Source organism: Protofrankia sp. CiP1_Cm_nod3 (genome assembly GCF_982290655.1).
This window is the reverse complement of sequence record NZ_CEVIVD010000012.1, coordinates 25,260-37,453: the sequence shown is the minus strand read 5'-3', so window position 1 is coordinate 37,453 and position 12,194 is coordinate 25,260. Positions and strand designations below refer to the sequence as shown.

Below are 12,194 nucleotides of genomic sequence, written 5' to 3'. Positions count from 1 at the left end.
CGGACGCACGGACGCACGGAAAGATCTAGCGAACCAGGCGGACGGGCAGACTAATGGGTCCGCGCGCGAAGGCCGGGCGGTACGAGGGCGTGAAGCCGGCCTGGGACACCTCGAAGGTCGTCAGCTGACAGATCGCCTTGATACTGGCCTTGATCTCTCGGCGCGCAAGGTGGTTGCCGAGGCACCGGTGAATGCCGGCGCCGAAGGCCACGTGCGAAGAGACGTTCTGGCGCTCGAAATCGAGGGTGTCCGGGTCCTTGAACTGCGCGGGGTCGCGGTTGGCTGCAGCCCAGTTGAGGAGGACGCGGTCACCGCCGCGCATGGGGCAGCCGCTCATCTCGGCGTCCTCGGTGAGCGTTCGGCCCGCTGTCGGAACGGGTGATTCGAAACGGAGGAACTCGTCGACAACGCGACCGAGGCGCTTGTCGTCAGCGGTCGCGAGCTCGGCGCGCAGAGCCTGGTCGGTCGCGAGACGCACCGCGATGCTGCCCAGAGCGCCCATCGTCGTCTCCATGCCGGCCATGATCATGAGGTTCAGCGTCTCGATGCGCTGCTTCTCGTCCAGCTCCAGACCGTCGTCGCTCCCCTCCAGCCCCATGTGCGCGATGACACCGGCAAGGTCGTCACGCCGACCCTGCTCACGGCGCTTGACGAGCAACTCGGCGCCCCACGTGAGCAGGCGAGGAGCAACCTCCAGCGCCTTCTCAGGCTGAGTCAGGAGGGTGTTGAGCACCTCGAGCACCCAGCCGATCTCCGATTCCTGCTGCTCGAGGTAGGTCCCGAAGAACACGATAGGAGGCAGCACCTGCGTGAACTCCGAGATGAAGTCGACCTCGCCCTTGGCGACGCAGCGGCCGAGCAGCGTGTCGACCTTCTCCTGGATGCCCGCCTCGCCGGCCTGCTGGGCCTCCGCCGTGAAGAACGGGTTGAGCAGACGTCGGATGCCGCGGTGCAGTGGGGGGTCGGTCTCCAGCGGGATCATGCGCAGGATGTCGAGGTCGAACTGCACGGGGGCCGCACCCTGAGCGTTGCTGAAGGCCTTCCAGTTCACGCCGGCCGCCATGACGTCGGCATAGTCGCTGACCACCCAGAATCCGGCGACTTTATCGCTCCAGGGCTGGTCGCTCCACACGACCGGGCAGCGGTTGCGCAGGTCGTTCATCCTCGGCCAGAAGTCGTCCGCCAGGGTCGGGTCCAACGGCGTGAAGTGGACGACTTCCTGAGGCTCGTTCTGCGTGGCCCCGGTGGAACTCGTCATGGTCATCCTCCTGTGAGTGGCCGGCATGGCAGGGTCCGTTTGCGGTCGCCGAGCCGCTTGCGACCGCTCTGACCTCCACCTGAGCACGTGTATCGTACATCACATTCTAATTTCGTCAAGATTCTGCGCCAGGTTCGCCAGCTTGTTCAACACCATGGACAAGGTACCGAATCATATTTAGAATCTATCGAGCGACGCTACGTCGCCACGTCCACGCGATGAGGAGACGATCCAGTGCCAAAGGTGACCTTCCTACGCCCCAACGGTGACGACATCGCCGTCGATGTAGGTGACGGCACCAGCATCATGCAGGCGGCTGTCGCACACGGCGTCACGGAGATCGTCGCCGAGTGCGGGGGGACGCTCGCCTGCGCGACCTGCCACGTCTACGTGGCTGAGGAGCACCTCGACCACCTGCCGCCCATCAGCAACGACGAGCAGGAGATGCTCGACTTCACCGCCGCCCCGCGTGAAACGGGCAGCCGGCTCTCGTGCCAGCTGCCTCTGGGTCCCGAGCTGGACGGCATCGTGGTCCGATGCCCGGAGACCCAGTACTGATGGGCTCTTCGACGGTCATAGTGGTCGGTGCCGGCCAGGCCGGCTGTCAGGTTGCGTCGTCACTGCGCGAGGAGGGCTTCACAGGCCGCATCGTCCTCGTTGGTGCAGAGGCTCACCTGCCCTACCAGCGACCTCCGCTGTCCAAGGGCCACCTGACCGGCAAGACCTCGCGTGACGCCCTGTGGCTGCGGCCGGAGTCGTGGTTCGGGGAGCAGGGCATCGAGGTGCGTACCAGCACACGCGCCAAGCATCTGGATACCGACGGTCGCAGGGTCCTGCTTCAGGACGGCGAAGCCTTGGAATACGACGATCTTGTGCTTGCGACCGGCGCGAGGAACCGGCTGCTCCGGCTGGAGGGTGCCGGCCTCGAGGGTGTGTTGTCCCTGCGCACCCTGGATGAAGCCGACGAGGTGAAAGTTCGCCTGGAACAGGCTGCGCGCGTGGTGGTCGTCGGAGGCGGCTTCATCGGCATGGAGGTCGCAGCGACCGCAGTGCAGCTGGGGAAGAACGCGACGGTCGTCGAGGTCGCCGACCAGCTCATGGGCCGTGTCCTGTCGAGCCACACTGCTGCGTTCCTTCTGCAGGCTCACCGGGCACGCGGTCTCGATGTCGAGCTGACGACCACGGTCAGCCGGATCGTCGGTGTGGCCGGCCGCGTGGCCGCTGTCGACACGACGGACGGCCGCCGTCTCCCTGCTGACCTCGTGCTGGTGGGCGTGGGTGCAAGCCCCAACGTGGAGCTCGCCGAGCAGGCTGGCCTCGAGGTGGACAACGGTATCGTGGTCGACGAGCTGTTGCGCACCTCGGCGCCGCACGTCTACGCGGTCGGGGACTGCGTCTGTGCCCCGAATCCGTTCGCAGGTGGAACGCGTGTGCGGCTCGAGTCCGTCCAGAACGCGACTGCGCAGGGACGGCGCCTGGCAGCCACGTTGACCGGCCGCCCTGAACCCTTCAGCTCCGTCCCGTGGTTCTGGAGCGACCAGGCCGACATCAAGCTGCAGATCGCCGGGCTCACCACGGGCCATACGGAAGTAGCCGTAAGAGGAGACGTCAGCAGCGAGCGCTTCTCGGTGTACTGCTTCTCGCAGGGGCGCCTGCTGGGCGTCGAGTCGGTGAACCGCCCAGCTGACCACATGGCGGCTCGGCGGCTGCTCAGCGGATCGACGTCGCTCTCCCCACAGGACGTGCGACGGGACGACTTCGACATCAAGCGCGCGTCCACCGCCGGCTCAACGCCGGCCGCCCCCTGACCTGCAACTGCAGGTCAGGGGGCGGCCGGCGGAGTCAGGATGGACACTCACGTAGCCCGACGTTCGCTCCTCGCGATGACCAGACCCAGCGCCTCGAAGTCGATCGTCTCCGCCGTGATGCCGCGCTCGCGAAGCTTGAACTTCTGCACGCGGCCGTTGACGTTTGCCGGCAGAGCGTCGAGGAACTCCACGTAACGGGGGACCGCGTAGTACGGCAGTGTGGTCCTGAAGAAGTCGAAGAGCTCCTCGGGCTCGACCGACTCATCCGGCTTGAGAACGATGCACACCTTGATGTCGTCCTCGGACAGCTCTGACGGCACCGCGTGGACTGCGACCGCCGAGAAGGCAGGGTGCTTCATCAACGCTGCTTCGAGCTCGAGCGAGGACACGTTCTCCCCGCGGCGCCGCAGCGAATCCTTCTTGCGGTCGACGAACCAGAAGTACCCGTCCTCGTCGACGCGGCCGCTGTCTCCGGTGTGGTGCCAGAGGTTACGGAAAGTCTCGACGGTGGCCGCGTCATTGCGCCAGTAACCGGAGAACAGACGATAAGGCTCCTCCGCGCGGACCACGATCTCACCGGGCTCTCCCGGGGGCACCTCGACGTCACCCTCATCGACGATCTTGACCTGCAGGCCGGGCGTCAGCTTGCCCATGCTGCCAGGCTTGCGCATGCCACGAGGGTCGCCCAGCAGCGCTGGCCAGCACTCGGACTGCCCGAAGACCTCAGCGAAGGGCTCGATACCGAAGCGCTCCGCGAACTGCTCGACGAGTGCAGGGGTCGACGGCATGAAGGTGATGTGGCGCAGCTTGTGCTGCTTGTCCTCCGGGCTCGGCGGTGTAGTCATGATCGCCATTCCCATGGCGCCCATGCCCATCGCCGTCGTCGCACCCGTCTCGCGGATGCGGGACATGTAGCCGGACGCGCTGAAGGACGGCTCGACGATGGCGGATCCCCTGACGGCCAGGGCGGCGGCCACGAGCCAGGTCTGGCCGCTGAAGTGGAACAGGGGGTTCGCACCGAAGACAACATCGCCCTCGGCGTACCAGCCGAAATCGATAAAGACGTTGACGAGGTTGCAGTAGTACCCGTGCGTAATCGTGCAGCCCTTCGACGGACCCGTGGTCCCCGACGTGTAGATGACGGCACACACATCCGCGGACGAGAGGGCCACCGGTTCGAGGGGCCGAGGCGAGCCCTCAAGCGACGCGAACGGCGTGAGGTCGGGCAGCGACGTCGTCTCAGGGGCTTCCCCGACGACCACCAGGTGTTCGATGCCGTCGAGCTCAGGCAGCACGGGCTCGAGCATCTGCAGAGCGGCGGCATCGCCGATGTAGACGCGCGGTGTGGTCTGTGCGAGCTGGTGCCGCAGGAAGTCGCCACGCAGGTAGGTGTTCAGCGGGACCTGGATCGCTCCGGTCTTGGCGATCGCGTAGATGAGAACGATGTACTCGATGCGGTTGGGAAGGTTGATCGCCACGCGGTCACCTTTACCGACGCCAAGGCCCTGAAGGGCAGCCGCCACAGTGTCCGAGAGCCGGTCGAGTTCCCCGAGCGTCATCCAGGGGCTCGCGCACTGCACGAAGTCCCGGTCGGGGTCGCGCGCAGCTTCGTCCCGCAGCCAGTCGCCTAAAACCTTGTAGCCGGAGCCATGCTCTGCCGTCAGCGGCGCGGGCTGCTCAGGCAGCGCTTCGGTCATGGTGGTCACGTCTGCTCCTCGGCTCTCAGTGTCCGACGGGACGCCACTCTCGGCATGGCAGGCGACCCCCGGTTGAATCTATGTTGATTTCGAATCAGGTCAAGGGGTGCACACCCGTGCTTCAGTAGCTCTTGGGCAGGCCGAGGACGTGCTGCGAGATGTAGGCGAGCACGAGCTCCTGCGGAAGGGGTGCGATCTTCATCAGTCTGGCCTCGCGCCAGTAGCGGGCCACGTGGTACTCCTCGGCGTATCCGAAACCGCCGTGCACCTGCATGGCAACGTCGGCGGCCTGGAAGCCGGCATCCGTGGCGAGGAACTTCGCCATGTTGGCCTCCGCGCCTGCCGGCAGGCGCTGATCGAGCAGCCAACCGGCCCGACGGGTGACCAACTCTGCGGCCTGCAGCCGCGAGTGCGCTTCGGCGAGCGGGAACGCGATGCCCTGGTTCTGCCCGATGGGTCGTCCGTAGACGACACGATCGCGCGCATAGCCGACCGCCCGGCGCAGCGCGGCACGCCCGATGCCGAGCGCCTCACTGGCGATCAGGATGCGCTCGGCGTTGAGGCCGTCGAGCAGATACCGGAAGCCCGCTCCCTCTTCTCCGACCCTGTCAGACACGTGGACGAGCAGGTCGTCGTAGACCGTCTCGCAGGAGGCGACAGCGTTGCGACCCGCCTTCGGGATGGGCCGGATCGTCACGGCCGGGTTCTGAAGGTCGGCCATGAGCAGGGTCAGTCCCTCCGTGCGGGTGCGCACCTGCTCGACCGGGGTCGTGCGGACCAGCAGCAGCACCTTCTCCGACTCGAGCGCCTTGGAGGTCCAGACCTTCTGCCCGCGTACGCGGTAATGGTCCCCCTCGAGCCTGGCCGACGTCCGGATGGCGAGCGTCTCGGTACCGGCGTCCGGCTCGGTCACGCCGAAGGCAACGTGCAGGTCACCGCTCGCCACCCGCGGAAGGTACTTCCGCTTGAGCTCCTCACTGCCGTGCAGGGCGATCGGGTGCATCCCGAAGATGGACAGATGGATCGCGCTGCAGCCGTTCATCGCGGCCCCGGAGGCAGCTACCTCCTCGAGGATCACCGACGCCTCCAGCAGCCCCCGCCCACCTCCGCCGTACTCCTCCGGGATGGCGATGCCGATCCAGCCGCCCTCGGCGAGGGCGGTGTAGAAGTCCCAGGGGAACTCGTGCTTCGCGTCACGCCCGGCCCAGTACTCGTCGTCGAACTTGCTGCAGATGCTGCGAATCGCATCGCGGATCAGCCGGAGGTCCTCAGCCTCGGTGAAGTCCACTGTGGTCCTGCTCCTCTTCCTCGGCGGTCACGCGTACTGGAGTGACTTGAGCTCGTAGAACTCGAGCAGCCCGTGTATCCCCAGCTCCCGACCGACACCCGACTGTTTGAAACCCCCGAACGGGGCCTGGGCGTTGAAGAACGAGCCGTTGATGTCGACCTGTCCGGCACGGATGCGGCGCGCCACCCGCGCTGCACGAGCGGTGTCCTGCGACCACACACCGCCCGCGAGCCCGTAGATGGTGGAGTTGGCGATCCGGATGGCGTCATCGTCATCATCGAATGGCATGATCGCCAGGACGGGACCGAAAACCTCTTCCTGGGCAATGGTCATCCCTGGCATGACGTCAGAGAAGACCGTGGGCTTGACGAAGTAGCCTACGGACGTCTCCTCGGGCTGCTCCGGCCCCCCGGCGACCAGTCGGGCGCCTTCGTCGAGGGCGCCGCGGATGAAGCCGCGGACCGACTCCTGCTGCCTCTGAGAGACCAGCGGCCCCATGTTCGTCGCCGGGTCGAGAGGGTCGCCCAACCGGTAGCCGGCCACCCGCGCCTTCACCAGCTCCTCCACCTCGGCAAGCCGCCCGTGCGGCACAAGCATGCGCGTCCACGCGGTGCAGGTCTGCCCGCTGTTGGTGAAGCAGTTCGCAACGCCGACCTTCACGGCCTGAGCAAGGTCGGCGTCGTCGAGGATCACGTTGGCGGACTTGCCGCCGAGCTCCAAGGCCAGCCGCTTTATCGTCCCTGCCGCGAGCGCTCCGATCCGACGGCCGGCCCGGGTACTGCCCGTGACGTGGACCATGTCGACGTCCGAATGGACGACCAGCGGTTCCCCCACCGACTCCGCAGTACCGGTGACCAGGTTGAAGACGCCCGCGGGGAAGCCCGCCTCGTCGACGGCCTCCGCCACGATGAAGGCGCTGAGCGGAGCCACCTCCGACGGCTTCACGACCGTCGTGCATCCCGTCGCCAGCGCAGCTCCCACCTTGCCGAGCACCTGCTGCAGGGGGTAATTCCACGCGGTGATGCACGCGACGACGCCGAGCGGCTCACGGATGACGACCGACGAGCCGATCTTCTCCTCGAGCGAGAGCTCCGGAAGCAATGCTCTGTAGTGCGCGAGAGATCGGCATGGCGCCTCTGCCTGCAGGAGCCGGGACACCCGCACCGGAGTACCAACCTCGGTGGTGATGGTTCTAGCCAGTTCGTCGATACGGGCGGTCAGCGCCTCCTCCAGGCGTCTGATCAGCTCCAGGCGTTCGCGTAATGGCGTCGTGGACCAGGCCGGGAACGCCTGCTTCGCCGCCTCGACGGCGTCGTCGACGTCGACAGCATCCGCATCGGGGATGATCCCGATCACGGCCCCATTCGCCGCTCCATGAACCAGGAGTTCATCCTGCCCATGTGGTCGCCGCCACCTACCTGCGACATACAGCTCGTCACGTACGACGACCATGGGCACTCCTCCGTGTCAGCAGCATGTCAGCGCGGAGTCCTGGCGTGCAGACGCCGCATCTTCACAAGCCAGGCGTCGTGGTCGGCAGCCTTGCCCTGGAAATACCTCGAAACGTCCGGGTGGGTGAGGATCAGGAATTCCTCCTTACGCACCCCGTCGACGATCGACTGTGCGGCGTCCTCTGGCGTCACGGCACCCGCGACAGCGAACCACTCGCCCTGGGCGCCGCGCAGCATGTCTGTCCGCACCCCCTCCGCCACGATGCAGGACACCTTGATACCGGCGTCCCCGTAGTGGATGGCGAGCCATTCCGTAAGACCCACCGCCGCATGCTTTACGGCCGTATACGGCGCGTTGCCGAGTGCGGTCAGCAGACCACCCGCGGACGCATTCTGGACAAGGTAGCCCTCACCTCGCGCGAGCATCTGGGGCAGCACCGCGCGCGCGGCATAAACCTGCTGCATCACGTTGACGTCCCAGACCTCCTGCCAGGCGGCGTTGGACGCCCAGGGATTGCCACGCTCCTGCAGCGGCGTGGTGCCGTCCCAGGGCTCTCCCCACAGCACACCTGCGTTGGACACGAAGACATCGACACGCCCGTGCTCGCGGGTCGCGGCGTCGACCAGGTCGATGACCTGGTCCTCCATCCGCACGTCGCAGGGGTGGCCGAGGCAGCCGAGCTCGTCGGCCACCCTCATGGTCCCCAGTTGGTCGATATCGGACACCACGATGGTCGCCCCCTCTGTGGCGAAGCGGCGGCACATGGCCGCGCCCATCCCCCGCGCGCTGCCCGTGACGACGACGACTTTGCCCTTCAGCTCCATGATCGGATCAGGGCCGCTCAGCCGATGCCGACAGACAAACCTGTCAGCATCGCGGTGTTGCTCCACAGGATCTTGCGTTCGGCAACCGGGTCGTTCAGCTCTGCGGTGATCTTTTCGTACTGCCTCGGCTCGGCAAGGCCCTCGGGATGCGGGTAGTCGGATCCGAAAAGCACATGGTCGGGTCCGAGATGCCTGACGACCTCGAGCAGGTTGTCCTCCCAGAAGGGCGCGACCCAGACATGCTGCTTGAACTGCTCGACTGGATCCGAGGAGAAATATCCAGGCTGTTGGAAACCCGCACGGTTGAGCCCCGCCAGCAGGAGAGAGAGAAACTCTGCACCGTTCTCCACGGACGCCACACGGAGGCTGGGGAAGCGCTCGAACAACTTGTCACAGACGAGGGCACCCAGGTAGTTACCGATCGCCCGGTCGTGACCGACCGCAACTTCAAGCGGCGGGGCCACCCCACCAATGATGTTGCCGTGGTGATCAACGTACTTGTCGAGGCCGACGCCCCCGACCTCGCCGACATGCGGGATGAGCGTGGCACCCGCTTCGGCGAGGCGGGCGAAGATGGGGTCGAACCGCTCGTTACCGGGACTGATCCACCCGTCTTCGGTGTACACGGCCTGCGGCCGGACGACGAAGATGCGCGCTCCGTTGTCGAGACCGTGCTCGACCTCTCCCACTGCGGCGTCGACGTCTCCGAAGGCCAGGTAGGGCGCGGTGAAGATGCGGTCCTGGTAGTTGTAGCCCCAGTCGTCGAGAAGGAAGCGGTTGAATGCCTTGAACGCGACGGCCGCCGCTGGCACGTCCTCCTGCAGGCTCTCCTCGATTCCCATGCCGAGGGACGGCAGCATCCAGACACACTGGATCTCCTGCTCGTCCAGCTTGCGGATTCGGGCGTCCCGGTCGCGGTAGTAGGCCGGGAGCGGCTCGCGCTGCGCGAGGTACTCCGACAGCGGCTTGCCAGCCTTGTTGCCCCGGAAATAGTCGGCCATGACACCGGGCTTGACGATGGGGTCGAACGTCGGGTTCGTCACCGTCTTGTCGACCCTGCCGCCGACGATCAGTCGTTTACGCCCGTCGATCTCGGCCAGTTGCACCGTTCGCTCGGCCCATTCCCTGGGCCGATGCCTCGTGAAGGCGTCGAGCGGCTCGTAGTAGTGCTGGTCGCAGTCGAAGACAGGCGCCCTGGCGTCATCGCTCATGTGACTCTCCGAGGAATCATGACCGCACGTTGCGCGCGCTCATCGCATCGATTTCTAATTCTAGACTGAATTTGAACAACGTCAACCAGAGATGTCAGGCACGAAGAGGGCGTCCACAACGACTCCACCGCCCCCATCGACGAGGGCAGGGTTGACCTCGATCTCCCGCAGCCGCGCGGTGTGGAGGAGGTCGGCCATCCGGTGCAGCGTGTGATGCACCCATCCCAGGTCCACGGGGTCTGACCCCCTGAAGCCGAAGAACAGATCCGCCGTGCGCAGGCGGCTCAGCGCACGGCGGAGGGTCTCCTCGTCACAGGGCAGGGGGACGGACTCGACGTCCCGCAGGACTTCCACGGCTGCCCCACCGAGGCCGATACTCCCGAAGACGCCGAGACGACCGGCGTTTCGGACGGTGAGGACGAGCTCGACGCCGCCGGTGGCCATGGCCTGCAGCAGCCACTGCCGAGTACCTGGAACCCCTGCTCTGCCGGCTCGCTCCCGCATCACGCCGAGCGCCGACACCACGGCGTCTTCGCTCCTGAGCCCGACGGTGACGAGCCCGAGTTCGGTGCGGTGCGCCACGTCCTCGTCGCCGATCTTCAGCACGACCGGGTAGCCGAGCTCTGCCGCGGCCTTGGCCACAGCCGCAGGATCGTCGCCGAGCACGCGCATGGCGGCGACGTCGACGCCATGCGCGGCCAACCGTTGCAGTGCGGCAGCTCCGCCTTTCGCCGATGGGGATCCGGCGCCACAGTGGTCGACAACGGCTGCCTCCCCTGTGGTCGTACGCTCGGGTCCCAGCAACGCGCGGACAAGCCTTCCAAGGTCGGACGGCTTCTCGGCGACCAGGACGCCTCGCGCACGCAATTGCTCGATGTATGGACGCAGCGCATAGCCGCCGTACCACAGCACGACGAAGGGCTTACCGCTTTCGTCCATCACCGTGAGCACGTCGTCGACGCTCTGCTGGTTCCAACCCCGTGCACCCATCGGGAGTGGGACGCATAATGCCTCGACGGCAGGATCCGCGGCCACGGCAGACAAGTAGCTGCGGAAGTCGTGCGGCATCGATCCGGGCCCCACGTCGAGGGGGTTGTGCGCCGCGACGAACTGCGGAGATCGCTCCTTGACCTTCCCGAGCGTCTGCTGGGAGAGCGCCGGGAACACGACACCCGCCGACGCCAGCTGCTCGGTGGCAAGCACGGCCATTCCCCCGGAGTAGGCGACCATGCCCCAGCGCCTGGGGAAAGGTGTGCTGGTCGTCGTGGTGCGGACTGCGCCAAGGACCCACAGGTCGTCCGGGTCATCGACGACGGTGACACCGAGAGCGCGCAGGAGCCCGAGCTCGAGAGCGCCCCTGCCCGCGATCTTGCCGGTGTGGCTTGCCGCAGCCTGCTCACCGGCGTCCGTACGGCCGCCGAGATAGGCCACGAGACGCTTGCCGGCGGCGTGGAGCCTCTCGACAGCCTGGGAGAACAGCACGCCATCGCGGATGGACTCGACGTAGAGGGCCACGGTGTCGACATCGGGGTGCTCGGCGAAGAAGGCCACGAAGTCGGGGATGTCCATGTCCCGCTGGTTGCCCGTACTCACGATGTGCGAGATGCCGACGCCTGCCAGACGGGCCCGCTCGACAACGGTGCTGCCGATCGCACCGCTCTGCGCGATCACCGCGAGGCCGCCAGGGGCGATCGGCTCTCCCTCCGTCAGCACCGACGTCATGCTCATCGCCAGCCCGCTGCGTACGGTGACCAGACCGGTGCTGTTCGGCCCGACCATGGCGATGCCGTGCTCGCTCGCGAAGTCGAGGAGGGACTGTTCCAGGGCCAGGCCGTCGGGTCCCATGTCCGCGAAGCCGGCTGTCAACACGAGAGTCTGCGTTACCCCGATGTCGGCGCACTCCTGCAGGACACCCAGGACGTGCCGGGCCGGCACCGCAACCACGACCACATCGGGTACATGGCCGATGTCACGCAGCGAGGGGACGGCGCGCCGGTCGTCGACTTCGGTCGCACTGGGATGAACCACAGTGACGTCACCCTGGTAGCCATAAACCCTGAGGTGCTCGAGCACCGCGCGACCACCTGCCTTGTAGGCCTGGGCCGAGCTGGTCGACACACCGACGATGGCAACGGAGCGAGGTTCGAGGAACGTCCTGGCCACGTCAGGACGCAGCGTGTTCCGTCGTGTTGTTGTGGGAACTGCTTGGTCAACCGACATGGTCGCTGTCATGCCTTTTCTCGAGGGCGGTCAGGCCGTGGTGGGGTCGCCGGCGCGCCAGGTACGGAACGGCAGGTTCGCGAGGCTGCGTGTCTGGCCGCCGTGGGCGACCAACTCGGCCTCCGGCGGCAGGGAGAACCGCGGGATACGCGAGAAAATCTCCTCGAAGGCGATGCCCATCTCGAGCCGGGCCAGGTGACTGCCCAGGCAGCGATGGCTGCCGGCACCGAAGATCATGCTGCGCTCGGGCCTGCGGTCGAGCACGATCTCGCCGGCGTCGACGAAAATGTCCTCGTCACGGTGCGCCGAGGCCAGTGGCACGACCACACGGTCGCCGGGCTTCAACTCGGTTCCCCCGATCGTGTGTGGCTTCACCACGGTTCGGCTCATGTGGACGATCGACTCGTAGCGCAGCAGCTCCTCGACGGCGCTCGGG

Annotated in this window: 10 protein-coding genes; 2 read left to right on the top strand and 8 right to left on the bottom strand. The window is 66.6% G+C overall.

Annotated features, from left to right (window positions below; translation table 11 throughout):
* Positions 1-25: 25 nt before the first annotated feature.
* Positions 26-1,258: a cytochrome P450 gene (locus tag AC5LUJ_RS04705; RefSeq protein ID WP_250287348.1), complete on the bottom strand. Its 1,233-nt coding sequence runs from the start codon at positions 1,256-1,258 to the stop codon at positions 26-28.
* Positions 1,259-1,492: 234 nt separating this feature from the next.
* Between AC5LUJ_RS04705 and AC5LUJ_RS04700 the strand changes: the two genes are divergently transcribed.
* Both AC5LUJ_RS04700 and AC5LUJ_RS04695 read left to right on the top strand, forming a co-directional pair.
* Complete coding sequence (locus AC5LUJ_RS04700; protein WP_250287347.1) at positions 1,493-1,816, top strand: 2Fe-2S iron-sulfur cluster-binding protein; 324 nt, start codon at positions 1,493-1,495, stop codon at positions 1,814-1,816.
* Positions 1,816-3,066: an NAD(P)/FAD-dependent oxidoreductase gene (locus tag AC5LUJ_RS04695; RefSeq protein WP_445548170.1), complete on the top strand. Its 1,251-nt coding sequence runs from the start codon at positions 1,816-1,818 to the stop codon at positions 3,064-3,066. The genes AC5LUJ_RS04700 and AC5LUJ_RS04695 overlap by 1 nt, the downstream gene beginning before the upstream one ends.
* Positions 3,067-3,113: 47 nt before the next feature.
* Here AC5LUJ_RS04695 and AC5LUJ_RS04690 read toward each other — a convergent pair whose 3' ends face one another.
* From AC5LUJ_RS04690 to AC5LUJ_RS04660, 7 genes are all read right to left on the bottom strand, one after another.
* A complete protein-coding gene (locus AC5LUJ_RS04690) occupies positions 3,114-4,763 on the bottom strand; it encodes an AMP-binding protein (RefSeq protein ID WP_250286263.1) in 1,650 nt (549 codons plus the stop codon).
* A gap of 121 nt (positions 4,764-4,884) precedes the next feature.
* Positions 4,885-6,051 carry an acyl-CoA dehydrogenase family protein gene (locus AC5LUJ_RS04685; protein ID WP_131767400.1) on the bottom strand — a complete coding sequence of 389 codons (1,167 nt, stop codon included), beginning with the start codon at positions 6,049-6,051 and terminating at the stop codon, positions 4,885-4,887.
* A gap of 27 nt (positions 6,052-6,078) precedes the next feature.
* The gene (locus tag AC5LUJ_RS04680) at positions 6,079-7,503 is read right to left on the bottom strand and encodes an aldehyde dehydrogenase family protein (protein WP_445548779.1); all 1,425 of its coding nucleotides are present in this window, start codon (positions 7,501-7,503) and stop codon (positions 6,079-6,081) included.
* 26 nt (positions 7,504-7,529) lie between these two features.
* A complete protein-coding gene (locus tag AC5LUJ_RS04675; RefSeq protein ID WP_250286257.1) occupies positions 7,530-8,327 on the bottom strand; it encodes an SDR family oxidoreductase in 798 nt (265 codons plus the stop codon).
* Between the two features lie 17 nt (positions 8,328-8,344).
* Entirely contained in the window at positions 8,345-9,538 is a 1,194-nt protein-coding gene (locus tag AC5LUJ_RS04670) for an amidohydrolase family protein (RefSeq protein ID WP_250286259.1), read from the bottom strand.
* 81 nt (positions 9,539-9,619) lie between these two features.
* A complete protein-coding gene (locus tag AC5LUJ_RS04665; protein ID WP_493464518.1) occupies positions 9,620-11,701 on the bottom strand; it encodes an acetate--CoA ligase family protein in 2,082 nt (693 codons plus the stop codon).
* Positions 11,702-11,788: 87 nt separating this feature from the next.
* The coding region (locus tag AC5LUJ_RS04660; RefSeq protein ID WP_493464517.1) for a cytochrome P450 at positions 11,789-12,194 on the bottom strand (406 nt) is incomplete at its 5' end.